Source organism: Aquincola sp. J276, from assembly GCF_024700035.1.
Classification (GTDB): domain Bacteria; phylum Pseudomonadota; class Gammaproteobacteria; order Burkholderiales; family Burkholderiaceae_C; genus Aquincola; species Aquincola tertiaricarbonis.
Window position 1 is genome coordinate 1,310,890 of the sequence record NZ_JAJONC010000001.1, and the last position, 26,903, is coordinate 1,337,792.

10 protein-coding genes are annotated in these 26,903 nt (G+C 71.0%); 4 read left to right on the top strand and 6 right to left on the bottom strand.

Annotated elements, in window-relative coordinates; genetic code table 11:
* Positions 1–152: 152 nt before the first annotated feature.
* The 4 genes from LRS14_RS06140 to LRS14_RS06160 form a co-directional block, all read right to left on the bottom strand.
* Entirely contained in the window at positions 153–722 is a 570-nt protein-coding gene (locus tag LRS14_RS06140) for a PEP-CTERM domain protein (protein ID WP_046116051.1), read from the bottom strand.
* Positions 723–746: 24 nt separating this feature from the next.
* Positions 747–1,577 carry a cadherin-like domain-containing protein gene (locus LRS14_RS06145; RefSeq protein ID WP_257798973.1) on the bottom strand — a complete coding sequence of 277 codons (831 nt, stop codon included), beginning with the start codon at positions 1,575–1,577 and terminating at the stop codon, positions 747–749.
* A gap of 4,717 nt (positions 1,578–6,294) precedes the next feature.
* Positions 6,295–19,419: a hypothetical protein gene (locus tag LRS14_RS06155; protein ID WP_257798975.1), complete on the bottom strand. Its 13,125-nt coding sequence runs from the start codon at positions 19,417–19,419 to the stop codon at positions 6,295–6,297.
* Positions 19,420–19,595: 176 nt separating this feature from the next.
* Positions 19,596–21,293, bottom strand: a complete 1,698-nt coding sequence (locus LRS14_RS06160) for a thiamine pyrophosphate-binding protein (RefSeq protein WP_257798976.1) — start codon at positions 21,291–21,293, stop codon at positions 19,596–19,598.
* A 215-nt stretch (positions 21,294–21,508) separates the two neighbouring features.
* Between LRS14_RS06160 and LRS14_RS06165 the strand changes: the two genes are divergently transcribed.
* Genes LRS14_RS06165 through LRS14_RS06180 form a run of 4 tightly spaced genes read left to right on the top strand, consistent with a single transcriptional unit; the run spans position 21,509 to position 24,686 of the window.
* The gene (locus LRS14_RS06165; protein ID WP_046115774.1) at positions 21,509–22,429 is read left to right on the top strand and encodes a DUF6345 domain-containing protein; all 921 of its coding nucleotides are present in this window, start codon (positions 21,509–21,511) and stop codon (positions 22,427–22,429) included.
* A gap of 15 nt (positions 22,430–22,444) precedes the next feature.
* The gene (locus LRS14_RS06170; RefSeq protein ID WP_046115773.1) at positions 22,445–23,569 is read left to right on the top strand and encodes a hypothetical protein; all 1,125 of its coding nucleotides are present in this window, start codon (positions 22,445–22,447) and stop codon (positions 23,567–23,569) included.
* A gap of 29 nt (positions 23,570–23,598) precedes the next feature.
* Entirely contained in the window at positions 23,599–24,417 is an 819-nt protein-coding gene (locus tag LRS14_RS06175) for a PEP-CTERM sorting domain-containing protein (RefSeq protein WP_257798977.1), read from the top strand.
* 35 nt (positions 24,418–24,452) lie between these two features.
* A complete protein-coding gene (locus LRS14_RS06180) occupies positions 24,453–24,686 on the top strand; it encodes a hypothetical protein (RefSeq protein WP_257798978.1) in 234 nt (77 codons plus the stop codon).
* A 16-nt stretch (positions 24,687–24,702) separates the two neighbouring features.
* Here LRS14_RS06180 and LRS14_RS30215 read toward each other — a convergent pair whose 3' ends face one another.
* Both LRS14_RS30215 and LRS14_RS06195 read right to left on the bottom strand, forming a co-directional pair.
* Complete coding sequence (locus LRS14_RS30215; RefSeq protein ID WP_310740807.1) at positions 24,703–26,196, bottom strand: sigma 54-interacting transcriptional regulator; 1,494 nt, start codon at positions 26,194–26,196, stop codon at positions 24,703–24,705.
* Positions 26,094–26,672 (bottom strand): GAF domain-containing protein, encoded by a 579-nt coding sequence (locus LRS14_RS06195; RefSeq protein WP_257798979.1) that lies wholly within the window; start codon positions 26,670–26,672, stop codon positions 26,094–26,096. Before LRS14_RS06195 ends, LRS14_RS30215 begins: the two co-directional genes overlap by 103 nt.
* Positions 26,673–26,903 lie beyond the last annotated feature (231 nt).

Below are 26,903 nucleotides of genomic sequence, written 5' to 3' on the forward strand. Positions count from 1 at the left end.
AACGACGGGGCGATGGGGAAGGCGAGGAGGATGGGGACGGCGAAGGGGGACGGCGGCGGGATGCGGCGCAGCCCGTCACGGCGCGGGCACGGCGCTGCGGGGCGCACCCCGCGGCCGCCCTGCCCTGCCCGGTTTGCCCACCGGCGCTGGCTTCAGCCGACGCGCGTCCTGCGGCTGGCGGCCACCGCGCCCAGGCCCGCCAGCAGCGCCAGCGCCAGCGAGGCCGGCTCGGGCACGCCGGTGGGCGGCTCGGCGGCCAGCAGCTCGAAGGCCTGGCTGCCGCTGGTGGGGCTGCCGTCCTGCCAGAACCACTCCACGTCCGGCGACGCATTCACCAGCGTCAGCGTGTGGCCGCCGGCGGCCAGGTTGAAGTCGGCCACGTCCAGCAGGTAGCGCAACAGGCCGTTGCTGCCCACGGCGGTGCTGCTCAGGCTGCCGCTGCGCAGTGCACCGTCCAGCCGCACTTCGAAGCTGTCGAAGGCCGGCCCCTGCGAATTGGCGCCGTGGAAGCCCCACCAGACGATCGCGTCCAGCGTGCCAGCGGCGCTGACCAGGTTGTTGGTGAAGCTACCGGCGCTGTCGTCGGCCTGCACGCCGCCCAGGGTGCCGCCGGGCGGGCTGCTGAACAGCGGCGCGGCAGTGGCCGGGCCCAGCGCGCAGGCGCCGGCCAGCACCAGCGCCGCGGCCACCACCCGCTGCACGCACTTGTCTTGGTTGAACATCGTTTCCTCCTTCTGTTGATGAAATCAGGGCGCCGGCTCCTGCAGCACGCCCAGCACCGGGAACTCGAACTCGATCCAGTCCAGCATGAAGTCGCTGCCGTGCTGCACGCCGTTGGCATCCGGCCCGGCGGCGGCCGCAAATCCGCCGCTGGCATCGGCATAGGCCCCGAACTCGAAGCTGTCGCCCTGCCATGCGCCGGCGCTCAGCTCCAGCGCATGGAAGCCGGCGGCCGCCTCCAGGCTGAGCTGCAACGTGCCCTGCGCATTGACGGCGGTGAAGGCCCGCTCGGCCACCACCTGGTTGTCTACGTCGAGCAGCCGCAGCCGGCCGGCCTCGAACAGCAGGCCGCCGTCGTCCTGCAGGAAGAAGCGCGACAGCGCCAGGTCCACCTGCGTGGCCTCGCGGTCCAGCTCCACCCGCAGCACCTCGCGGCCGTCGATCTCCTGGCGCACGCTGCTGCTGGCCACCGACTGCCCGCTCACGCCCAGGTCGCCCTGGTAGATGTCGCCGCCGGCCAGGCCCTGCGGGCTCACGCCGTGCAGGCTCACGCTGCTGAAGGCGGTGCCGTCGTCGGTGGCGTCGGCCTTGTGCAGCAGGGTCAGGTCGGCATGGCTCCAGGCCGCCGCCCACTGGCCGCCGGTGCCGGTCTGGCGCACCGGGGCGTCGCCGATGCGCACCGTCTCCACCGGCGCCGGCTGCACTTCGATCTCGACGCGGGCGGTGTCCAGGCCGCCCTCGCCATCGCTGACCACGTAGCTGAAGGCGGTGCTGCCGCTGAAGCCGGCCGTGGGCTCGAAGCGGTAGCCCACGCCGTCCACCCGCGTCAGCGTGCCGGCCAGGCCGGTGGTGTCCACCGAGGCGATGGCCAGGGATGGCCATCGGCATCAACGTCGTTGGCCAGCAGTTGCGCGAAGGTGATGACCACCGGCTGGCCGGCCGTGGCCGCCACGCTGTCGTCGCCGGCCACCGGTGGCGTGTTGTCCACCGGCTGGGTGCCCACGGTCACCGCCAGGCGGGCTGCATCGGCATGGCTGCCGTCCTCGTCCACCACCGTCACCGCGATGTTGCGGCTGCCTGTGCTGGCATAGGTGTGGCTCACGTCGCCGGCGCTGTTGACCGTCTGCGTGCTGCCATCGCCCCAGTCGATGACGTAGGCCTGCACGGTGTCGGTACCGGGGTCCGCCACGGCGCCCAGCGTCACCACGTACGGCTGGCCGGCGGTGGCTGCCGTGGCGCCGGTGAGCGCAAGCAGCGGCGCGACGTTGTTGACGTTGACCGCCTGCGTGCGCGTGGTCTGGCCCCCATCGCCGTCGTTGGCGGTGACGCTGATGGTGCGGGGCGTGCTGTTGCCAGGTCCGTCGCCATCGTCGGTAAACACATGCGTGACATTGCCGCCGAGCGCGGCCAGCTGTGCGGCCGTCAGGGTCTGCAGCGCAGAGCCGTCGCCCCAGTCGATGCTGTAGCCCAGCGGGTCGTTGGTGGTGGCCGCGTCGCTGGCGCTGATGGCCAGGGTGTAGGTCGCGCCTTCGTTCGTCGCGCCCGCACCGCTGACCGCGAGGTTGGGTGCAAGGTTGTTGACCGTCACCGCCTGCGTGCCCAGCACGAAGGTGCCGTCCTCGTCGGTGGCGCTGACGGTGATGCTGCGGGCAGTGCCACCGTTGCCGCCGTCGGCATACACGTGGTTGAAGCTGCCTGCGGCCGCCGCCCATTGCGCCGGCGTGAGGTTCTGCACCACGCCGTCGCCCCAGTCGATGCGGTAGCCGGTGCGGGTGTCCGCGCCGGGGTCGGTGACGGCACCGACGGTGAGCGTGTAGCTGGCGCCTTCGTTGACCGCCGGCGCACCGCTGACCGCAGCGGTCGGCGCGACGTTGGTCACCGCCACGCTGAAGCTGTCGCTGGCGGTCTCGCCGTTGACGTCGGTCACCGTCACCGTCACGGTGCGGTTGGCCGCGCCGTCGGCATACACATGGTCCAGCACGAGGGCCGGCGTCAGCGTGGTGCCGGTCTGCAGCGCGCTGCCGTCGCCGTAGTCGATGCTGTAGCTCCAGCCCGGCGAGCCGTTGTCCTGCCCGTCGCTGATGACGATGCTGCGGCTGAGCGACTGGCCTTCGGCCAGCGTTTCGTTGCCACCGGCCTCGATGCTGACCTGCGGGGTGGCCGCGCCCACGCTCACCGCCAAGGTGGCGGCGTTGGCGTGGCTGCCGTCCTCGTCCACCACCGTCACGGCGACGTTGCGGGCACCGGCGCTGGCATAGGTGTGGCTGACGTCGCCGGCCGTGGTGACGGTCTGCGTGCTGCCGTCGCCCCAGTCGATGACGTAGCTCTGCACGGTGTCCGTGCCCGGGTCGGTGATGGCGCCGAGTGCCAGCACGTACGGTTGCCCCACCACGGCCGCCGCGGCGCCGGTCACGGCCAGCTGCGGCGCCACGTTGTTGACGTTGATGGCCTGCGTGCGCGTGGTCTGGCCCCCATCGCCGTCGTTGGCGGTGACGCTGATGCTGCGGGCGGTGCTGTTGACCGGACCGTCCTGGTCGTCGGCGAACACGTGGGTGACGTTGCCGCCCAGCGCGGCCAGCTGCGCCGCCGTCAGGGTCTGCACCGCCGAGCCATCGCCCCAGTCGATGCTGTAGCTCAGCGGGTCGTTGGTCGTGGCCGCGTCGCTGGCGGTGATGGCCAGGGTGTAGGTCGCGCCTTCGTTGGTCGCGCCCGCGCCGCTGATCGCCAGGTTGGGCGCGAGGTTGTTGACCGTCACGGTCCGGCTGCCGAGCACGAAGGTTCCGTCCTCGTCGGTGGCGCTGACGGTGATGCTGCGGGCCGTGCCCCCGTTGCCGCCATCGGCATACACGTGGTTGAAGCTGCCGGCGGCTGCAGCCCATTGCGCGGGCGTGAAGGCCTGCACCACGCCGTCGCCCCAGTCGATGCTGTAGCCGGTGCGGGTGTCGCTGCCGGGCTCGGTGACGGCACCGACGGTCAGCGTATAGTTCGCGCCCTCGTTGACGCTGGCCGCGCCGCCGACCGTGGCCACGGGTGTCACGTTGTTGACGGTGACCGCCTGCGTGCGGGTCGTCAAGCCGCCGTCACCGTCGTTGGCGGTGACGCTGATGGTGCGGGCGGTGCTGTTGACCGGGCCGTCCTGGTCATCGGCAAACACATGCGTGACATTGCCGCCGAGCGCGGCCAGCTGTGCGGCCGTCAGGATCTGCAGCGCAGAGCCATCGCCCCAGTCGATGCTGTAGCCCAGCGGGTCGAGCGCCCCTGCGGCGTCGCTGGCGCTGATGGCCAGGGTGTAGGTCGCGCCTTCGTTCACCGCCGCCGCGCCGCCCACGGTGAGCACCGGCGCCACGTTGGCCACCGTCAGGCTCTTGCTGCCCAGCGTGAAGCTGCCGTCCTCGTCGGTGGCGGTGACCACCACCGTGCGCAAGCTGCCGCTGCCCACGCCGTCCGCATACACATGGCTGAAGCTGCCGTTGGCCGCCGCCCACTGCGCGGGCGTGAAGGCCTGCACCGTGCCGTCGCCCCAGTCGATGCTGTAGCCGGTGCGGGTGTCTGTGCCGGGATCGGTGATGGCGCCCACGCTCAGCACATAGCTGGCGCCTTCGGCCACGCTGTTGGCACCGGTGACGGCGGCGACCGGCGCCAGGTTGCTCACCAGCACCGAGCGCGTGCCGGCGTTGGTCCAGGTGCCGTCCTCGTCCACCACCGACACGTTGATGTTGCGGGTGACGGCGCCGTCGGCATACACATGGCTGACCTGCCGGCTGGGCGGCAGATCGGCGGCCAGCACGGTCTGCACCGGGCTGCCGTCGCCCCAGTTGATGTCGTAGCGCTGCACGGTGTCGGTGCCCGGGTCCACCACGTCCAGCGTCATGGTGTACGCCGAGCCTTCGGCCACCGACGTGGCGCCCTGCAGCTGCACCGTGGGCGCCACGTTGGCCACCTGCACCACGAAGCTGTCGCTGCCCTGCTGCGCGCCGGAGTCGTCCACCGTCACCTGCACGGTGTAGCTGCCGCCGTGGTCGGCATAGGCATGCGAGATGTTGAAGCTGAGCACGCCCGCGGCCAGATTGCCGCTGCTGGTCTGGCCGTCGCCCCAGTTGACGGTGTAGCTGCGGCCGGCCGGCGCCTGGTCGGTGGGGTCGGTGAAGCTGATGCTGCGGGTGAATACCGTGCCTTCGTTGACCGAGAGGTCGGCGCCCGCCTGCACGGTGATGACCTCGGCCGGTGCCACCACGTTCACGCTGCGGCTGCCGGCATTGGCGAACACGCCGTCCTCGTCCTGCAGCGCCACGCGGATGGTGGGCGTGCCGGGGTTGGCGTAGGTGTGCTGCAGCTCGCGGTTGGCCGGCAGGTCGGCCGCGGCCACCACCTGCAGCGGCGTGCCGTCGCCCCAGTCGATGCGGTACTGGGTGACGGTGTCGGCGCCCGGATCGACCACGGTACCCAGGTCCAGCACATAAGGCTGGCCCTGCACCGCATTGGCATTGCCGAACAATGCCAGCGTGGGCGCCACATTGGCCACCACCACCTGGAAGCTGTCGGTCGCCACGCTGTTGGGCAGGCCGCGCTGGTCGTCGGCGCGCACCTGCACGGTGTAGCTGCCGTTGTCGGCAAAGTAGTGGCTGATGCTGTGGTTGGGCGTGTTGCCCACCGTGAACACCTGCGGCGCCTGGCCGTCGCCCCAGTCGATGGTGAGCAGATGGCCCTCGGGGTCGGGGTCGCCCAGCGTGATGCTGTGGCTGAACCACACGCCCTCGTTGGCGGTGTCGTTGGCGCCGGCCTCCAGCCGCGGCCCATCGTTCACGTTGGCCAGGTTGATGGTGGTGAGCACCGGCGTGGAGGCATAGGCCACGCCATCCGAGCCGGTCCAGCGGAACTGGTCGGCACCGAACCAGTCGGCATTGCCCTGGTAGGTGAGCTGGCCGGCCTGCAGCTGTGCCAGCGTGATCTCCTGCCCGGCCACCACGGCGGTGCCGTTCAGGCGCAGCGTGCCCTCGCCCGGCAGCGTGGTGATGCGGATGGACTGCAGCGTCTGGCCGTCCACGTCGGCAAAGCCGGCCTCGAACACGGCATTGCCCAGCACCAGCGGCGTGTCCTCCAGGCCGTTGGCAATGACGTCGGACACCTGCGGCGCGGTGTTGCTGAAGCGCTGAAGGCGGATCTCGTAGGTGTCGTTGCCACCATCGCCCACGCCGTCGCCATTGCCATCGCCGCTGGCGATGTAGCTGCTCCAGCTGACGACGAAGCCGCCATCGGCCATGGAGATGATGGCCGGCTGCGACTGCGTGCTGTATTCGTAGCTGTTGACCTTCGTTTCGCCGTCCACCGCCTGGCCGGCGGCGTTGTACTGCTGCAGGTACACGTCACCGCTGTTGTCGCCGTGCCAGGCCACTACCCAGCCGCCGTTCTCCAGCGCGGTGACATCGACGTCGTACTGGCTGCTGTTGATGGTGGTGTTGACGCGGAATTCCGCGCCCACGGTGTTGCCCGCGGCATCGAAGCGCTGCGCATACACACCCCAGCCGCTCAAGTCCTGCTGCAGCGATTGCCAGGTGACCAGGTAGCCCCCGTCCTTCAAGGCGGTGATGGCGGCCTGATCCTGCTGGCTGTCGGTGTAGCTATTGACGGCGAATGCGCTGCCTTGCGGGGCGCCGGCGGCGCTGAAGCGCTGGCCGAACACGCCGGTGCTGCTGCCGTCCTCCCTGTCGTCCGACCACACCACCACGAAGCTGCCGTCGCTAAGCACTGCCAGCGCCGGCTGCGACTGGTAGCGGAAGGTTTCGCCCAGGCCGGGGTTGGCCTTGGTCTCGCTGCCCAGCACGACGCCGTTGGCGCCATAACGCTGGAAGAAGACGTCGGAATATTCGGTGTTGTTGTCGCTGTAGGAGTCGTGGTGCCAAGCCACGATGAAGCCGCCGTTGGCCGTGGCTGCCAACGCCGGCTGGTATTGGCTGGAGCTGGTAAGAGTGTTGACCAGGAACTCAGCCCCGGCCGCGCTGCCGTCGGCGTTGTAGCGCTGGCCGTACACCCCCAGCCGGAGCCGTCCTGGTTGAGCGACTGCCACACCACCACATGGCCGCCGCCGGCCAGGCCGACGACCTGCGCGTTGTCCTGCTGGCCGTCGGTGGTGGTGTTGATGCGGAATTCCGCACCCGCCGCGTTGTCGTCGGCGTCATAACGCTGGCCGTAGACACCATAGCTGCTGCCGTCGGCACCGCCCTGGTCGGTCCACACCACCACATAGCCGCCATCGGCCAGGCGGGCAATGTCGGACTCGACCTGCTGGCCGGGGCGCGTGGTGTTGACCGTCTGCTCCAGGCCGAAGCGCACCGCGCCGTCGATCTGCGGCGTGACGTTGATGGTCACCGCGCGGGCGGCGCTGGCACCGCCGTCGCCATCGGTCACGCGGATGCTGACAGTGCGGCTGGCGATGGGATTGCTGACGGTGTTGGCATAGGTCAGGTTCTCGATCACCTGCTCCACCGCCTCCACGCTGGCATTGGCATTGAAGCGCACGCTCAGCTTGTCGCCATTGGCGCCGGCGCTGACGATCTGCCCGATGGCCACGCCGCTGAAGCTCACCACGCTGCCCACCACGCCCACCTGGCCGGCACCCAGGCCTTCATGGCGGATGCCCAGCTGGTCCTGGTTGTCCAGGCTCTGCAGGCCGAGCTGGTCCTGCGCGCCGTAGTCGGTGAGGTAGTTCACCTCCAGCAGGCCACCGTCGAAGTTGGCCGAGTCGGTGTCGATCAGGCCCACGCCCGGGTCGATCAACTGCGGCACCGCATTCACCAGGTTCTCGGCGAAGGTGACGCTGGGCGTCACGTCCACCAGCTGCGGGTTGGCCTGGCGTGTGAGCAGCGCCGGGTTGCCGAACACCTGCTGGTAGATCTGGTACTGGCCGCTCTGGTAGTCGTAGTCGGTCCAGGCGATGACGAAGGCGCCGCCCGCCAGGCCCTGGATGGCCGGCTGCGAGGCATTGCTGTTGTTGTCCGCGGTGTCAACCCGCGTCTCGTTGTCCAGCGCGCGGCCGGCGGCATCGAACTGCTGGACCATGACCCGGCCGCCGTCGTAGTAGGTCACGGCAAAGCCGCCATCGGACAAGGCCGTGACCGCCGGCTGCCCTTCATCGTTGAAGGTGTCGGTGTTGACCCGGAACTCGCTGCCCACCGGCGCGCCGTCGCTGCCGTAGCGCTGGCCGAACACGCCGCCGCTGTTGCCATCCTGGCCTTCGGAGCGCCACACCACCACGAAGCCGCCGCCGGTGAGTGCGGCCACATCGGGCTGGTGCTGGGTGTTGGGGCCGTAGCTGTTGACCTGGAACTCCGCACCCACGGCGCTGCCGTCGGCGGCATAGCGTTGGCCGTGGATCCCATAGGTGCCGCCGTCCTGGCCGGCGCCCGTCCACACGACGACGAAGCCGCCACCCGCCAGCGCGGCCACCGCCGGCTCCGACTGGTCCGAGTTCTCGAAGCCGGTGCTGGTGTTGACCTTGAACTCGCCGCCCAGCTTGGCACCGTCGGCAGCGAAGCGCTGGCCGTAGACGTTGTAGTAGCTCCCGTCCTGGAAGTCGCTGTACCAGGTGGCCACGAAGCCGCCGCCGGCCAACGCCGCCACGGCCACCTGGCTCTGGCTGTTGCCCGTACCGGTGTTGACCAGGAACTCGGCGCCCGCCGGCACGCCGTTGGCGTCGAAGCGCTGGCCGAAGATGCCGCTGCCGCTGCCGTCCTGATTCTGCGACGTCCACATCAGCACGAAGCCACCACTGGCCAGGCCGGCCGCGGTGGGCGCAACCTGGTCGTAAGGGGTGTAGGTGTTGGCCTGGAACTCGCTGCCCACCGGCACGCCGTTGGCATCGAAGCGCTGCGCATGCACGCCAGTGCCCCAGCCGTCCTGGCCTTGCGAGGTCCAGACGATCACGTAGCCGCCATCGGCCAGCCGGGTGATGGCCGGCAGGTTCTGCGTGTCGGGGGCATAGGTGTTGACCAGCTCGTTGCCGAACAGCGCCTGCGCGCCGTCCGCCTCGGGCGTGACGTTGACCGTGACCACCTGCGGCTCGCTGGTGGCGCCGTCGCCATCGCTCAGGCTGATGCTGATGGCGCGGCTGCCCACCGGGTTGGAGGCGGTGTTGGCATAGGTCAGCGCCTCCACCACCGCTTCCACTGCGGCGGGCGTGGCCTGGGCATTGAAGCGCAGCACCAGGTCGGCGCCGGCACTGCCGTTGGTCAGCACGGTGGCCACCACCACGCCGCCCACGCTCACCGCGCTGCCGGTCACCCGCACCTGGCCCGGCCCGTCGCCGGTGCTGCGCAGGCCCAGCTGGTCCTGGGCGCGCACGTCCTCCGGCAGCTGGGCCACCTCCAGGTTGCCGTAGCCGGAGATCACGCTCACCCACAGCTGGCCGCCATCGAAGTTGGCCGAGTCGGCATCGGCCAGGTCGATGCTGGCGTCGATCAGCTGCGCTGCGGCATTCACCAGGTTTTCCGGCAGCGTGATGCTGTCGACCAGGTCGGTGATCACCGGCCGCGACTGGCGCGTGGTGGTGGCCGGATTGGCCAGCAGCTGCTGCACCACCTCGTAGCTGGCCTGGGACTGCACATAGTCGCCCCAGGTGGCCACCAGGCTGCCGTTGGCCAGTGCCGTGACCTGCGGCAGGCTGACGTTGCCGCCGCTGTCCAGCGTGTCCAGCCGCAGCTCGCCGTCCAGCCGCGTGCCGTCGGCCGCGAACTGCTGCAGCCAGGCCTGGCCGTTGTCGATCCAGGCCACGGCAAAACCGCCGCCAGGCAGGGCCGTCACGCTGGGCGTGTGCTGGTTGCCGACGATGTCGGCATGGATGCGGAACTCCGGCCCCACCGGCGCGCCGGACGCATTCAGCCGCTGGCCGTAGACACCGCCGCTGTTGCCGTCCTGGCTGTCGGAGTGCCACACCACGATGTAGCCGCCGCCGGCGAGCGCCGCCACGTCGGGCTGGTATTGGCTGCCGTCGGTGTAGCTGTTGACGCGGAACTCGCTGCCCTGGGCGCTGCCGTTGGCCGCGAAGCGCTGGCCATAGACCCCGGCGCCAGAGCCGTCCTGGCCGTCGCTGCGCCAGACGATGAGGAAGCTGCCATCGGCCGCGGCGGCCACGGCCGGCTCGGCCTGGTACGAACTGCTGGCGTCGGTGTTGACCGTCCACTCCGGGCCCACCGGCACGTTGGCGGCATCGAAGCGCTGGGCGACGATCTGGTAGTAGGTGCCTTCGTGGTAGTAGCTGTACCAGGTGGCCACGAAGCCGCCGCCGGGCAAGGCCGCCAGGCTCACCTGGCTCTGGTCGTTGTCGGTGCTGGTGTTGATGCGGAACTCGCTGCCCGCCGGTGCGCCGTCGGCGCCGAAGCGCTGGCCATACAGCCCGGTGCTGCTGCCGTCCTGGTTCTGCGATTCCCAGGCCACCACGAAGCCGCCGCCGGCCAGGCCCACCACCTTGGGGTGGTCCTGCACCTGCAGCGTCTGGGTGTTGACCTGGAACTCCGGCCCCACCCGCTCGCCGGCCGCGGTGTAGCGCTGGCCGAACACGCCGCCCTGCGATCCGTCCTGGCCTTGCGAAGTCCACACCGTGACATAGCCGCCGCCGGTGAGCGCGGCCGTGGCCGGTTCGCCCTGGGTGTCGGGCCGGAAGGTGTTGACCACCTCGTTGCCGAACAGCGGCTGCGGGCCGTCGGCCTGCGGCGTGACGTTGACCGTCACCAGCCGCGGATCGCTGGTGCCGCCGTCGCCATCGCTCACGCTGATGCTCACCACCCGGCTGGCCGACGGGGCCGACGAGGTGTTGGCATAGGTCAGGCTCTCGATCACCGCCTCCACCGCGGCGCTGGTGGCGCCGGCGTTGAAGCGCAGCACCAGGTCGGCGCCGGCCGCGCCGCCCAGCTCGATCACGCCGATGGCCACGCCGCCGTAGCTCACCGTGCTGCCGCTGACCGACACCTGGCCCGCGCCGGTGCCCACCGAAAGGATGCCCAGCACGTCCTGCTGCACCAGGCCGGCGGCCAGCGGTCCGTCGTTGTCGTGCGGATAGCCGTTGATCACGCTGACCCACAGCCGGCCGCCGTCGAAGTTGGCGGAATCGGCATCGCTCAGCCCCGCGCTGGCATCGATGAGCTGGCCACCGGCATTGACCAAGGCCTCGTCGAAGGTGACGCGGTCGGCCAGGTCCACCAGCACCGGGGCCGCCGAGCTGGCCACCGAGCCCGGCGTGCCGAACACGCGGTGGAACACGCCGTAGCTGTTGTCGGTCCGGCGCTCGGCGTCGTAGTTGCTCCAGGCGGCCACGAAATTGCCGCCGGCCAGGCCAACCACGTCCGGTTCGATCTGCGTGCTGGCGGTGCGCTGGTTGAGGACGAACACGCCGTCCACCCGCTGGCCGGTGGCGCTGAACTGCTGGGCCACCACCTCGTAGTTGGAGCCGCCCACCGCATAGGTGGAGTCCCAGGTGACGACGAAGCCGCCGGTGTCCAGCGCGGCCACGCGGGCGTAGTTGTTGTAGTCCGCCCGGGTGTCGGGCGTGCTCACCAGCAGTTCGGCACCCAGCTTGCTGCCGTCGGCCGCAAAGCGCTGCGCCAGCACGCTGTTGGTGCTGTCGTCATGCCACACCGCCACGAAGCCGCCGCCGGCCAGGCCCACCACGTCGGCGCCCTGCTGCGTGCCGGCCACGGTGGTGTTGGCGATGATCTCCGACCCCAGCTTGCTGCCATCGGCCGCGAAGCGCTGCAGCACGATGCCGTAGCCGCTGCCGTCGGCACCGCTGGTGTCGGTCCACGCCGCCACGAAGCCGCCGCCGGCCAGGCTGGCGAGCTGGGGCTGCACCTGGCTGCCGTTCACATTGCTGTTGAGCGTGAACTCGGCGCCCAGCGGCGTGCCATCGGCCGCGAAGCGCTGGCCCAGCACGTCGTAGGTGTAGCCAGCGGTGGCATTGGAATAGTCGCTCTCGTAGGCCACCACGAAGCTGCCGTCGGCCAGGCCCAGCAACGTGGGCATGTTCTGGGTGCTGGTGATGGTGGTGTTGACGCGGAACTCGCCTCCCGCCGGCTGGCCGGCGGCGTTGAAGCGCTGCGCATACACGCCGCTGCCGCTGCCGTCGTGGCCGCTGGTCCAGGCCACCACGTAGCCGCCATCGGCCAGGCCGGAAACCGCCGGCTGGTTCTGGGTGTTGAGGGTGTAGCTGTTGACCTGCACCTCGGCGCCCTGGGCACTGCCGTTGGCGGCGAAGCGCTGCAGGTGGATGCTGCCGCCGCTGCCGTCCTGGCCGCCGTCGCTCACCCAGGCGATGACGTAGCCGCCGTTGTTCGGGCCGAGCAGCCGGGCGAGGGACGCATCGGTCTGCTGCCCGCCTTCCTGGCTGTTGGCCTGCAGGTCGCCGGTCAACGGCTGCACTGCGGCCGGATCGGCCTCGGGCGTGATGCTGATGAGCACGTCACGCACCGGGCTGTTGGCGCCCGCGCCGTCGGTCACCTGCACACGCAGTTCGCGCGTGGCATTGGGGGCCTCGGAGGTGGTGCTGTAGCGCAGGCGCTCGATCACCTCCTCGATGGCCTGGGCGGTGGCGCTGCCGTTGAAGGTGATCTCCAGCGTGCGGCCGCCGCCGCCGTCCAGCGTGGCGCTGAGGCTGCCGATCTGCGTGCCCCCGTAGCTGATGGCGCTGCCGGCCACACCCACCTGGCCGGCGCCGTTGCCTTCATGCGCGATCGCCAGCTGGTCGTCGGCGCGGTTGCTGTTGCCGGTGTAGCTCACGGTGAGCTTGCCGTTGGCGAAGCCGGTGGCGCCGGCGTAGTCCAGCTGCACCGCATCGTCCACCAGCACGCCGGCCTGGGCCTGCGCCTCGGTCAGGGTGCGTTCCTCCGCCAGGTCGGTCAGCGCCAGCGTGGGCGCGCTCACCGTGGCCTGGATGCGGATCTGCACCGCCACCGGCTCGCTGCTGCCGCCGTCGCCGTCGCTCAGGCGCAGGCTCAGGCTGCGGTCGGTGGTGCCGGCCGGTGGCGAGGTGTTCTGGTAGGTGATGTTCTCCACCAGCGCCCGCACCGCCGCCGCATCGGCCGCTGCGTTGAACTGGATGACCAGCAGGCTGTTGCCAGCGCCGCCGCCATTGATGGTGCCGATGGCCACGCCGCCGAAGCTCACCACGCTGCCGGCCACGCCGATCTGGCCGGCGCCGTTGCCCTGGTGGCGCACGCCCAGCACCTCGGTGGCGGTGGCGCCGTTGCCCAGTTGCAGCGTGAGGGCGCCACCGGCGAAGTTGGCCGAATCGGCATCGCTGACCGACACGTCGGTATCGATGGTCACGGCCAGGCCGGCGAACACCGGGCTGGCGGCGCTGGAGCTCAGGGTCACCAGCTCCACCACGTCGGCCAGCACCGGATTCGCCTGGCGGGCCAGCGAGGCACCGCTGCCGAAGATCTGCTGCGCCACCTCGTAGGTGTTGTTGCCGCCGCTGCCGCTCGGGCGGTAGTCGGTGTACGCCACCACGAAGTTGCCATTGCCCAGGTCGGCGATGGCGGGCTGGTATTCGGTGCTGTTGGAGGAAGACACCAGCTTGCGCTGGCCGTCCAGCGCTACGCCGGCGTTGCTGTACTCGCGGATGTAGACGTCCTGCGTGGTGCCGGTGCCGGTGGTGTCGTAGTTGTCGTTGTACCAACTGACCACGAAGCCGCCGGTGGACAGGCCGGTGACCGCCGGCTGGTACTGGCCGCCGGTGGTGCTCTCGTTGACCAGGAACTCGCCGCCGACCTTCACGCCCGCGGCATCGAAGCGCTGGCCATACACCCCGGCGCTGCTGCCGTCCTGGCCGTCGGAGCGCCAGACCACGACGAAGCCGCCATTGCTCAGCAGCGCCACCGCGGGCTCGTACTGCGCGCCGGCAGTGCTGCCATTGACGAGGAAGGTGTCGCCCAGCGTGCCGTCGGCCGCCACGGTGCGGCCGTAGACGCCGTAGCTGCTGCCGTCGTTGCCGCCCTGGTCGGTCCACACGATCACCAGGCTGCCGTCGGCGCGGGCCACCAGGTCGGCCTGTTCCTGGGTGCTGCTCTGGGCAGTGGCCGCGTTGCCGGGCACGGTGGAGATGCGGGTCTCCGCCAGCGTCACCGCACCGGTGTTGTCGAAGCGCTTGAGGTAGATGTCGTAGCCATTGCCACCCGCCTGGGCCGACGACCACACCGCCGCGAAGCCGCCGGTGTAGCCGGCCACCGAGCCGTCGTACTGCGCGCTGGCAGTGGTGCTGGTGACGACGAAGTTGCCGCCCTGGGCCACGCCGGCGCCGTTGTAGCGCTGGCCGATCACGCCCTGGCCGCTGCCGTCGAAGGCGCCGCTGTCGTTCCACACCAGCACGAAGCCGCCGTCGCTCAGGGCCGCGGCCTGCGGCTGCTGCTGGCTGCCATTGGCCACGGTGCCCGCGCGCACCTCGGGCCCGGTGGCCACGCCGTTGGCGGCGAAGCGCTGCCAGTACACGCCGCTGCCGGCACCGTCCTGGCCTTCCGAGGTCCAGGCGATCACATAGCTGCCATCGGCCAGCACCGCGATGTCAGGCTGGTCCTGGGTGTTGTTGCGGTAGCTGTTGACCGCCTCCTCCCCATGCGCCACCGGCCGGCCGTCCAGCTCGGCCGTCACCTGGATGGTGACGGTGCTGGCCTCGCTGCTGCCGCCGTCGCCGTCGCTGATGCGCAGGCCCACCGTGCGGCTGGGCTGCGGGCTCTGCGAGGTGCTGGCGTAGGTGAGGTTCTGCACCAGCGCTTCCACCGCATCCACGGTGGCGCTGGCGTTGAAGGTGATGACGAGGTTGGCGCCATTGGCGCCGCCGCTCAGCGTGCCGATGGCCACGCCGCCATAGCTGACGGTGCTGCCGGCCAGGCTGATCTGGCCCGCGCCGTTGCCCTGGTGGCGCACGCTGAGCTGGTCGCCCGCCTCGCCGCCCTGCACATAGAACAGGTCGAGCCGGCCGCCGGCGAAGTTGGCCGAGTCGGTGTCCGACAGGCTCACCGCCGCATCGATGAGCTGCGGCGTGGTGTTCACCAGGTTCTCGGCAAAGGTCACGCTGCCGGTGAAGTCGCCCAGCGTCGGGGCCGACTGGCGGGCCAGCGCGGCGCCGCTGCCGAACACCTGCTGCACGATCTCGTAGGTGTTGTTGCCGCCGTCGCCCGTGGACTGGTAGTCGCTGTACGCCACCACGAAGTTGCCATTGCCCAGGTCGGCGATGGCGGGCTGGTATTCGGTGCTGTTGGAGGAAGACACCAGCTTGCGCTGGCCGTCCAGCGCCACGCCGGCGTTGCTGTACTCGCGGATGTAGACGTCCTGCGTGGTGCCGGTGCCGGTGGTGTCGTAATTGTCGTTGTACCAACTGACCACGAAGCCGCCGGTGGACAGGCCGGTGACCGCCGGCTGGTACTGGCCGCCGGTGGTGCTCTCGTTGACCATGAACTCGCCGCCGACCTTCAGGCCCGCGGCATCGAAGCGCTGGCCATACACCCCGGCGCTGCTGCCGTCCTGCCCGTCGGAGCGCCAGACCACGACGAAGCCGCCGTTGCTCAGCAGCGCCACGCTCGGCTCGTATTGGTAGCCGGCGGTCGTGGTGTTGACGAGGAAGGTGTCGCCCAGCGTGCCGTTGGCGGCCACGGTGCGGCCGTAGACGCCGTAGCTGCTGCCGTCGTTGCTGCCCTGGTCGGTCCACACCACCACCAGGCTGCCGTCGGCGCGGGCGGCGATCTGCGCCTGCTCCTGCGTGCTGGGCTGTGCCGTGCCCGGCTGGCCCGGCACGGTGGAGATGCGGGTCTCCGCCAGCGTCACCGCACCGGTGTTGTCGAAGCGCTTGAGGATGATGTCGTAGCCATTGCCACCCGCCTGGGCCGACGACCACACCGCCGCGAAGCCGCCGATGTAGCCCGCCACCGCGCCGTCGTACTGCGCGCTGCTGGTGGTGGTGTTGACGATGAAGTTGCCGCCCTGGGCCACGCCGGCGCCGTTGTAACGCTGGCCGATCACGCCCTGCCCGCTGCCGTCCACGCCGGAGTTGTCTTCCCACGTGAGCACGAAGCCGCCGTCGCTCAAGGCCGCCAGGTGCGGCTGGCGCTGCTCGCCTTCCGTGGCGCCGGCCGCACGCACCTCGGGGCCGATGGCGGTGCCGTTGGCCGCGAAGCGCTGCCAGTACACGCCGGTGCCGGCGCCGTCCTGGGCCTGCGACTCCCAGGCGATGACGTAGCTGCCATCGGCCAGCACCGCGATGGTGGGTGTGTCCTGCGTGCTGGCGCGGTAGGTGTTGACCGTCTCCTCGCCGTGCGCCACCGGCCGGCCGTCCAGCTCGGCCGTCACCTGGATGGTGACGGTGCTGGCCTCGCTGCTGCCGCCGTCGCCGTCGCTGATGCGCAGGCCCACCGTGCGGCTGGGCTGCGGGCTCTGCGAGGTGCTGGCGTAGGTGAGGTTCTGCACCAGCGCTTCCACCGCATCCACGGTGGCGCTGGCATTGAAGCTGATGACGAGGTTGGCGCCGTTGGCGCCGCCGCTCAGCGTGCCGATGGCCACGCCGCCATAGCTGACGGTGCTGCCGGCCAGGCTGATCTGGCCCGCGCCGTTGCCCTGGTGGCGCACGCTGAGCTGGTCGCCCGCCTCGCCGCCCTGCACATAGAACAGGTCGAGCCGGCCGCCGGCGAAGTTGGCCGAGTCGGTGTCCGACAGGCTCACCGCCGCATCGATGAGCTGCGGCGTGGTGTTCACCAGGTTCTCGGCAAAGGTCACGCTGCCGGTGAAGTCGCCCAGCGTCGGGGCCGACTGGCGGGCCAGCGCGGCGCCGCTGCCGAACACCTGCTGCACGATCTCGTAGGTGTTGTTGCCGCCGTCGCCCGTGGGCTGGTAGTCGCTGTACGCCACCACGAAGTTGCCACTGCCCAGGTCGGCGATGGCGGGCTGGTATTCGGTGCTGTTGGTGCCCGACAGCAGCTTGCGCTGGCCGTCCACGGGCACCCCGTTGTTGCCGTACTCGCGGATGTAGACGTCCTGCGTGGTGCCGGTGCCGGTGGTGTCGTAGTTGTCGTTGTACCAACTGACCACGAAGCCGCCGGTGGACAGGCCGGTGACCGCCGGCTGGTACTGGCCGCCGGTGGTGCTCTCGTTGACCAGGAACTCGCCGCCGACCTTCACGCCCGCGGCATCGAAGCGCTGGCCATACACCCCGGCGCTGCTGCCGTCCTGGCCGTCGGAGCGCCAGACCACGACGAAGCCGCCATTGCTCAGCAGCGCCACCGCGGGCTCGTACTGCGCGCCGGCAGTGCTGCCATTGACGAGGAAGGTGTCGCCCAGCGTGCCGTTGGCGGCCACGGTGCGGCCGTAGACGCCGTAGCTGCTGCCGTCGTTGCTGCCCTGGTCGGTCCACACCACCACCAGGCTGCCGTCGGCGCGGGCGGCGATCTGCGCCTGCTCCTGCGTGCTGGGCTGTGCCGTGCCCGGCTGGCCCGGCACGGTGGAGATGCGGGTCTCCGCCAGCGTCACCGCACCGGTGTTGTCGAAGCGCTTGAGGATGATGTCGTAGCCGTTGCCGCCCGATTGCGAAGACGACCACACGGCCGCGAAGCCGCCGGTGTAGCCCGCCACCGCGCCGTCGTACTGCGCGCTGCTGGTGGTGGTGTTGACGATGAAGTTGCCGCCCTGGGCCACGCCGGCGCCGTTGTAGCGCTGGCCGATCACGCCCTGCCCGCTGCCGTCCACGCCGGAGTTGTCTTCCCACGTGAGCACGAAGCCGCCGTCGCTCAAGGCCGCCAGGTGCGGCTGACGCTGCTCGCCTTCCGTGGCGCCGGCCGCACGCACCTCGGGGCCGATGGCGGTGCCGTTGGCCGCGAAGCGCTGCCAGTACACGCCGGTGCCGGCGCCGTCCTGGGCCTGCGACTCCCAGGCGATGACGTAGCTGCCATCGGCCAGCACCGCGATGTCGGGCTGGTCCTGCGTGCTGGCGCGGTAGGTGTTGACCGCCTCCTCGCCGTGCGCCACCGGCCGGCCGTCCAGCTCGGCCGTCACCTGGATGGTGACGGTGCTGGCCTCGCTGCTGCCGCCGTCGCCGTCGCTGATGCGCAGGCCCACCGTGCGGCTGGGCTGCGGGCTCTGCGAGGTGCTGGCGTAGGTGAGGTTCTGCACCAGCGCTTCCACCGCATCCACGGTGGCGCTGGCATTGAAGCTGATGACGAGGTTGGCGCCGTTGGCGCCGCCGCTCAGCGTGCCGATGGCCACGCCGCCGTAGCTGACGGTGCTGCCGGCCAGGCCGATCTGGCCAAAGCCGTTGCCCTGGTGCCGCACGCCCAGCTGGTCGGTGGCATCACCGCCCTGCACATAGAACAGGTCGAGCCGGCCGCCGGCCAGGTCAGCGGAATCGCTGTCCGCCAGGCTGATGGCTGCGTCGATCACCTGCGGCGCGGTGTTCACCAGGTTTTCGGCGAAGGTCACGGTGCCGGTGAAGTCGCCCAGCGTGGGGTCGGCCTGGCGAACCGGCGGATTGGCATCGCCGAAGATCTGCTGCGCGATGCGGTAGGTGTTGTCGCCGGGGCCCGCGGCGGTGACGTAGTCGGCATAGACCACCACGTAGTTGCCGTTGCCCAGGTCGGCGATGTCGGGCTGGTACTCGGTGCTGTTGCTGCCGGACGCCAGCTTCTGCTGGCCGGTGAGGGCCACGCCCGCCGCGCTGTATTCCCGCAGGTACACGTCGGCCGTGCTGCCGCTGCCGCTGCTGTCGTAGTTGTCGTTGAACCAGGTGACGACGAAGCCACCGGTGGACAGGCCGGTGACCGAGGGCTGGTACTGGCCGCCGTTGGTGGTCTCGTTGACCAGGAAGGCCGCGCCCACCTTCGCGCCGGCTGCGTCGAAGCGCTGGCCGTAGACGCCGGCACTGCTGCCGTCCTGCGCATCGGAGCGCCACACCACCACGAAGCCGCCGCCCGACAGCATCGCCACGCTGGGCTCGTACTGCGCGCCGCTGGTGAAGGTGTTGACCAGGAAGGGATTGCCCAGCGTGCCGTCGGCCGCCACGGTGCGGCCGTACACGCCGTAGCTGCTGCCATCGCTGCCGCCCTGGTCGGTCCAGACGATGACCAGGCTGCCGTCCGCCCGCGCCGCGATGTCGGCCTGCTCCTGCGTGCCGGCCTGGGCGCTGCCCGGGCTGCCCGGCACGGTGGAGATGCGGGTTTCCGCCAGCACCGTGGCACCGCTGTTGTCGAAGCGGCGCAGGATGATGTCGTAGCCGTTGCCACCGGCCTGGGCCGACGACCATACCGCCGCGAAGCCGCCGGTGTAGCCCGCCACCGCGCCGTCGTACTGGGAGCTACTGGTGGCGGCGTTCACCACGAAGTTGGCGCCCTGCGGCACGCCGGCCGCGTTGAAGCGCTGGCCCATCACGCCGGTGCTGCTGCCATCGGCCTCGGCGTCGTCCTGCCAGGTGACCACCCAGCCGCCATCGCTCAAGGCGGTGATGCGCGGGCTGTGCTGGCCCCCTTCGGTGAGCTGGTTGATGCGCCACTCGGGCCCTACGGCCACGCCGGCCGCGCTGAAGCGCTGGGCATAGATGCCCTGGCTGTCGGAGTCGTCCTGGCCGTACGACTGCCAGACCACCACGTAGCTGCCATCGGCCAGCACCGTGACCTTCGGCGCCTCCTGGCTGCCCGGTTGGAAAACGTTGACCGCGCTTTCGCCAAACACGACGCCCATTGCCCGCTCCTCGAATGTTGTGGCTGTAACGAAGCGGCGCACCAGCGCGCCGAGACGTAACAGTTGTTCTCCGAGTGTTGGCTGGCGTTGCGTTGAGCAACAACCCCTAAATTGCTGAGGCTGCGCGAATTTCCACAGCCTAGGGGGATCAGTGTCTGCTCACCCCCTTGACTTCATCATTTTTTCTTCATAGCTGCCGCGCGAATGGCGCTCAGGGTGCTGCGGGTGGTACTGACGTCGGTGTCCAGCTTCACATGCAGCAGCGTGGGGCGGCCACTGTCGAGGGCGGCGGCGAAGGCCGGCTCGAACTGCGCGGTTGCGTCGATGCGCTCGGCGCGCCAGCCGTAGGCCCGGGCCAGCGCGGCGAAGTCGGGGTTGAACAGGTCGCTGCCGCTCACGCGGCCAGGGTAGTCGCGCTCCTGGTGCATGCGGATGGTGCCGTAGGTGCCGTTGTCCACCACCACGCTGATGAGCCGCGTGGCGCCGTAGCCGGTGGCCGTGGCCAGCTCCTGGCCGGTCATCAGGAAGTCGCCGTCGCCGGCGATGTTGACCACGGTGCGCTGCGGCTGCAGCAGCGAGGCCGCCACCGCCGCCGGCACGCCGTAGCCCATTGCGCCCGAGGTGGGCGCGAGCTGCGTGCGGCCGTGGTGCTGCAGCCCGAAGTAGCGCACATAGCGGTGCAGCCAGCCGGCGTAGTTGCCCGCGCCGTTGGTGTACACGGTGTCCTCGGGTGCCAGGCGCTGGATGGTCTTCATCACCTGGGCCATGTCCATCGGCACCACCTCGGGCGCGACGTGGTTGGCCTCGTAGTCGGCATGCGCGGCGGAGGCCCAGTCGGCCCAGCGCGGCGTGCCGGCGGGTGCGGCCAGCGTCTCCAGCGCCTTGCCGGCATGGCACATCGCGCTCTGCAGCATCAGGTCGGCGCTGTACACGCGGCCCAGTTCCTCGGCGCCAGCATGCATGTGCACCAGCTTCTGTGCCGGCCGCGGCACCTGCAGCAGGGTGTAGCCGCTGGTGGTCATCTCGCCCAGGCGCACGCCCACGGCCAGCACCAGGTCGGCCTCGCGGATGCGCTGCGCCAGATTCGGATTGAGGGCGATGCCCACGTCGCCCGCATACAGCGGATGGCGGTTGTCGAAGGTGTCCTGGAAGCGGAAGCCGCAGCCCACCGGCAGGCCCCAGTTCTCGGCGAAGCGCTGCAGCGCCTGCACGCTCTCGGCCGTCCAGCCGCTGCCGCCGGCGATGACGAAAGGCCGCTTCGCTGCAGCCAGCATTGCGCGCAGGTCGCGCATCGCGCCAGCTGCGGGCCAGGCGGTGGCGGGTTCGATGCGCGGCAGCACCGGCGCCGCGGTGGGCGCGGCCAGCATGTCCTCGGGCAGCACCAGCACCACCGGGCCCGGCCGGCCCTGCATCGCGGTGTGGAAGGCGCGGGCCACGTACTCGGGCAGGCGGTCGGGGTCGTGCACCTCGCCCACCCACTTGGCCATGCCCAGCGTGCCGGGGCCGAACACCTGCCGGTAGTCCAGCTCCTGGAAAGCCTCGCGGTCGCGCTGGTCGCTGGCCACCTGGCCGACGAATAGCACCATCGGCGTGGAGTCCTGGAAGGCGGTGTGCACGCCGATGCTGGCATTGGTGGCGCCGGGGCCGCGGGTGACGAAACAGATGCCCGGCCGGCCGCTGAGCTTGCCCTGCGCCTCGGCCATGAAGGCGGCGCCGCCCTCCTGCCGGCAGGCCACGAAGCGGATGCGCTCGCGGTGTTCATGGAAGCCGTCGAGCACGGCCAGGTAGCTTTCACCGGGCACGCCGAAGGCGGTGTCGACGCCTTGTGCAACGAGGGCTTCGACCAGGGCATGGCCGGCGGGGCGAGTGTTCATGGGACGGCAGGTGTTGAGGGTTGGACAGCGGGTGCGGCGGCGATTATGCGAGCCGCCCTTCCCCGCATGGGCGCCCCCGCCGCGGCCCCCCCGCACCCCCTTCCGGGCCCCCATTGTTGAAGTGCGCCGGGGGTGTTGCCGCACGGGTCGGCCGCCTACCTTTGAAGCACGGCCGCTGCAACCCGCTGGCGGCCGGCCCGCACAGGAGGCACACCTTGAAGATCCTCATCCCACCCCATCACCGGCGCCTGCTGATCCGGCTGGCGGCCGCGGCCGCCGTCTCCACCGGCCTGTCCACGGCCCTGGCCTTCAAGGTCGACATGTACGCCATCGGCAACTGGAGCGGTGGCAACTGCGCGCCCGGCGACACCGACGCCGACCGCGGTTCCTGGCCCGGCATGGCCACGGCCTGGTACGACCGCATGGGCGCCATCGGCCACAGCAAGACCGGCAAGTTCGTCGACGGCAACACCACGCTGCAGCGCTTCTGCGACCCCAGCTTCGATGCCGGCTGCCTGGACTTCGCCTACGTGGACTGGCCCGACGCGGCCATCGTGGCCGCGCATGGCTTCGATGCCGGCAATGCCTGGGGCGCCCTGATGCGCAACAGCTGGAAGAACCAGTGCAGCCTGCGCATGGGCGGTGCCGGCGGCACCACCTTCGTGGGCGACAAGAGCCTGAAATTCCTGCACGCCTCGTCCTGCTACAGCCTGAACGACAACTACTTCAGCAACATGCGGGTGGCGATGAAGGAGCCCGGCACCGCCAAGGGCCTGCATGTGATGACGGGCTTCCACGGGATCATGTGGATCAGCTCCAGCTTCAACGGCGACTACCGCGACACCGCCAGCGACGGCCACGTGATGCCGGTGGCCACCGCCTGGGTCACCAACCACTACAAGTCCAACCAGTTCTCCTGCGCGGGCTACGACCCGTTCGGCTGGTTCGGCACCTGCCAGGACCAGTGCCCCACCGCGATGACCGTGGGCCCCAGCGGCGGCAATGCGCTCAACCGGCTGCTGCACGAGCGCTACAACAACAGCGCCGCCTTCGGCCCACCCACCGGCCGCAGCTGGTACGCCTGGATGGGCTATCGCGGCTGCGACCCGGTCGGCGAAAACCCCTTCAACCCCTGAAGCAGGACGCACACCATGAACTCCCTCAAGCTCAATCCCACCGCCGCTGCCTGCGCGGCCCTGGCCGCCCTGGCCTGCTGCCTGCCGGTGCAGGCGCAGAGCCGGCTCGACGTGCTGCAGAAGGACGTGGCCGCCGCGCTGTCGCGGGTGATGCCCAACGGCCCGGGCGAGGTGGTCGGCAAGCTGGCCAACGTGCGGCCCGATGGCGCCATCTCGCGCGGCTTCAATCCCGGCCGCGTGTCGCAGGCGGTGTTCGGCCGCGGCAGCCCGAGTGCGGCGCCCGAATGCCGCGGCGCCACCACGCCGATGAAGGAGCCGGACGAAGGCCTGTGCACGCTGGAACTCGGCGGGCGCGACGATCCCGCGGGCGCCTACGTGCAGCTGGCCTTCAGCAAGAACATCGGCCAGGGCGACATCCGCTACTTCCGCCGCGCCGCCTTCAAGCCGGGCGACGAGGGCACGCCGCAGCCGCTGAAGCTCACCGACGAGGACGCCTACAAGACCGCGCTGGCCTTCGCCGAACTGCTGGGCATTCCCAAGTCGGAGATCCCGCAGGCGCCGCCGGGCGCCAAGGTGCCGCTGCCGGTGCGCACGCTGGTGGCCGGCGCGGCCGACGAGCCCGGCGCCAATGCCCGGCAGTTCGAGCTGCAGAAGGTGGTGGTGCTGCCGCGGGCCTTCCTGGTGCCCGGTGGCCTGCTGCGGGACGGCACCAGCGGCGTGGCGCTGGACCATGTGATCGCGCCCGGGCAGGCGGTGATCGCCATCAACGACGCCGGCGTGCAGTTCGCGCAGGTGCAGGGCTGGTCGGATGCGCAGATCGATCCCAAGACCGACGCCCGGCGTGCCAAGTCGGCCAGCACGCTGGTCAACGAGATCACCCAGGACCTGTGGAACGAGGGCGTGCGCGAAGTGCGCTCGATGTCGGTGCTGATCGCGCTGCGCAAGGGCTATCCGCATCCCGACGATCCCAACCCGCCGCTGTGCCCGGTGTGCGGCGTGCTGCAGCCGGCGGTGAAGGTCATCGTCTCCCAGGCGACGCGGGAGCGGCTGCAGACCTCGGAGAAGGCCTTCGCCGCGCCCGGCCTGGTGCGCGAATACGACCTGCTGGCACCCACCGAGGCCGAAGGCGCGCTGCGCTGAAGCCCCGCACCCTTTCAAGGAGCCCTCTCATGCCAAGAACCTCTCTGCTGCCCCTGACCGCCGCCTGCGCCCTGGCCTGCGCACTGGCCGTGCCCGCCGCCCAGGCCGCGGTGGCCGGCGGCACCGGCCCCGACTTCGAAGGCGGCTTCGAGAACATCGCCTACGGCCTGGCCGGCAACGTGTTCCAGCTCACGCCGCGGCTGTTCATCAACGGCCTGGGTTCGCCCGGCGGGCCGGCCAGCGTCACCACGCTCAACAGCGCGCTGGACTACGCGGTGTCGGTGGCCGGCGCGGGCAGCGGCCTGATGACGGTGGACTACCGCATCACCAACAGCAGCGCCACCGACAGCTTCTCGCAGCTGCGCTTCATGGTGTTCGCCAATCCCGACGGCGAGCAGCTGAACTTCCTGGACCGGGTCACCGAGACCTGGGGCGCGGCCGTGGCCGGCGACCCGGTGCGCCGCGAGGTGCATGCGGCCACGGCCGACCCCTTCGACAACATCCTGGGCCGCTTTGCGGTCAATGCCAACCTGACCGACGCGGCGCCCGATGCCGCCTGCCTGGCCCCGGCCGGTTGCGACGCGGTGATGGGCCTGCAATGGAACGCGCCGACGCTGGGCCCGAATGAAAGCCTGCTGGTGCGGCTGGCGCTGTCGGACGACGGACGTTCGGTCTCCGGCCGCTCGCTCAGCTTCGCCGGCGTAGGCGCCGCGGGCACCACGTTGACGGTCTCGGGCTTCAGCCAGGTGACGGCGGTGCCGGAGCCCTCCACCTGGGCGATGGCGCTGGCCGGGCTGGCGGTGGTGGCCCGCCTGGCGGGCCGCCGGGCGCGGCGGTTGCCGGCCTGAAGTGCGCTGGAGGGAACGGCGCCAGGAGTCAGGGCGTGGACGGACTGAAGCGGATGGCGATGGTGAGCGGCCTGGCCTGGGCCGCGCTGCATGGCAGCGTGCTGGGCGCCCCGGGCGGGCCGCGGCCCTCGGTGGCCGCTTCGGCCGCCTCGGCCGCCACGCCCGCGCCCAGCTACGAGGAACGGGTGCGCCGCTGCCAGGCGCACCCGGTGCGCGCCGTGCGCGAGGAATGCCTGCGCCAGGTGCGCAAGGATTTCGGCCGGCCCTGAGGTCGGCCCGCCGCCGTCAGCGGCCTTCGGCGGGCGGCTGCCCAGCCTCTTGCGCTTCCTGCGCCTTCTGGGCCTTCTGCGCGATGTGCCGGTACACCGTGCTGCGGTGCACGCCCAGGGCCCGCGCGGCGGCCGCCACCCGGCCCTGCTGGGCCTGCAGCGCGCGGTCGATGGCCTCGGCCGTCAGGCTGCGCAGGTCCGCCGGTCCTTCCGCCGGCACGGCCGCCGCGCCTGCAGCCGGCGGCAGGGGCTGCGCCGGGCCCATGGCCGGCAGGCCCGTGGCAACGGCCGCCGCGGCCACCGGGCGGCCCGGCAGCGGCGGCAGCTGGGCCACGCCGATCACCGTGCCCGGATCGGCCAGCGCCACCAGCGTGCGCAGGGTGCTGGCCAGCTGGCGCAGGTTGCCGGGCCAGGGCCGCGCGGCCAGTTCGGCCACGGCCTCGGGCGACAGCTTCAGGCCCATCGCCTGCCCGCCGGCCTGCACGAACAGGCGCTCGACCAGCGCCGGGATGTCCCGCCGCTCGCGCAGCGCCGGCAGCGCCACGGTGTAGTCCTGCAGCCGGTAGAACAGGTCGGCGCGGAAGCTGCCCGCCTCCACCATCGCGGCCAGGTCGCGGTGGGTGGCGCACACCAGCGCGAAGTCCACCGGCACCGCCCGCCCGCCGCCCAGCGGCGTCACGCTGCGTTCCTGCAGCACCCGCAGCAGGCGCGACTGCAGCAGCAGCGGCATGTCGCCGATCTCGTCGAGGAACAGCACGCCGCCATCGGCTTCGCGCACGCGGCCGACCTGGCCCTTGCGCTGTGCGCCGGTGAAGGCACCCTCGGCATAGCCGAACAGTTCGGCCTCCACCAGCGTCTCCGGCAGCGCCGCGCAGTTCAGCGCCACGAAGGGCCCGCGCGCGCGGCTGCTGCGCTGGTGCAGCAGGCCGGCGAACACGTCCTTGCCCGATCCGGTCTCGCCCTGCAGCAGCACCGAGCTGCCGGCGTCCAGCACCCGCACCGCACGCGCCAGCAAGGGCTCGATGGTGTCGTCGGTGCTGAAGGCCGCCGGCGCCCGCGCGCTGCCGCCGGCCGGCCGCACCGGCGCGGCGGTGGCCGTCGGCGCGTGCTGCCAGGCCGCGGCGAAGCCGTTTCCGGCATGCGTGGTCAGCAGGCCGCCGCGGCCGTCCAGGCTGCGCCAGCCGCGGTCGAACAGAGCGTCCATCGAATGGTCCAGCACCGCGCCCCAGCGCAGTCCCAGCGCCCGCAGCGCGATGGGATTGGCACCGACGATGCGGTCGTCCTCCAGCAGCAGCACCGCCTCGCGGGCGGTGCCCAGCATCGGCGCCTTGGCATGGAAGCGCAGCAGCCGGCGGCCCTGCGCATCGGCATGGATGAGCCGGTGCTCGATCTGCTCGCCGGCCAGCTTCACCAGCGCCAGCGCATGCTGGTGCATCTCGCTGGCGCTGCCCGAGACGTCCAGCACGCCCAGCACCTCGCCGCGCGGCAGAGGATGGGCGCGGCCGCGCAATGCAGGATGTGGTGCTCGTCCAGGAAGTGCTCGGCGCCGCGCACCTCCAGTGCCTGCCGCTCCACCAGCGCGGTGCCGATGGCATTGGTGCCGCATTGGTCCTCCGACCAGCCGACGCCCGGCTGCAGGGCGACGCGCTGCGCACGGCGCAAGAACTCGCTGCTGCCGCCTTCTTCCAGGATCAGGCCCTGCGCGTCGGTGAGGATCAGCACGCTGCGGGTGTGCGCCATCTGCTCGGCCAGTGCCTCCAGCTCCGGCTGCGCATGGTCGATCAGCTTGCGCGAGGCTTCCAGCCGGCTGGCGAAGACCGAACGGGCCAGCGGCTCCGGCCCCGGCACCTGGCCGCGGCAGCGCTGCCAGCTGCGCTCGATCAGCTGCGACAGCGGCGAAGCGCCGGCTGCCGGCAAGGTGCCTTCCTCGATGAAGCGGCGCCGCGCCGCCTGCATGCTGGCAGCGTCGGCGGGAAGTTGTTGCATGCGCTTGTCTCCGCGTCTCGTCGGGTCGCGAATCGCGCCTGCCACGGCAGGTGCTTGTCGCAGCTTGCGACAACGCGCCCATGCCGCCCGTCGCAGCCGGCAAGACCACCGCCGGCCTGCGGATTGTGGGCCGCCCCATGCGGCTTCTTCGCCCTCGGCAGCGGGCTGCCTTTCGGTGAAAACCCGTGCTTCGGTGGCACAGCGTCTGCAGAAAGAGGACTGCAGCGGCGC

Excerpts from the sequence above, each read along its gene's own strand:
- LRS14_RS06140 (WP_046116051.1), bottom strand. The coding sequence starts at position 722 with ATGTTCAACCAAGACAAGTGCGTGCAGCGGGTGGTGGCCGCGGCGCTG.
- LRS14_RS06155 (WP_257798975.1), bottom strand. The coding sequence starts at position 19,419 with ATGGGCGTCGTGTTTGGCGAAAGCGCGGTCAACGTTTTCCAACCGGGC.
- LRS14_RS06160 (WP_257798976.1), bottom strand. The coding sequence starts at position 21,293 with ATGAACACTCGCCCCGCCGGCCATGCCCTGGTCGAAGCCCTCGTTGCA.
- LRS14_RS06170 (WP_046115773.1), top strand. The coding sequence starts at position 22,445 with ATGAACTCCCTCAAGCTCAATCCCACCGCCGCTGCCTGCGCGGCCCTG.
- LRS14_RS06175 (WP_257798977.1), top strand. The coding sequence starts at position 23,599 with ATGCCAAGAACCTCTCTGCTGCCCCTGACCGCCGCCTGCGCCCTGGCC.
- LRS14_RS06195 (WP_257798979.1), bottom strand. The coding sequence starts at position 26,672 with ATGCAACAACTTCCCGCCGACGCTGCCAGCATGCAGGCGGCGCGGCGC.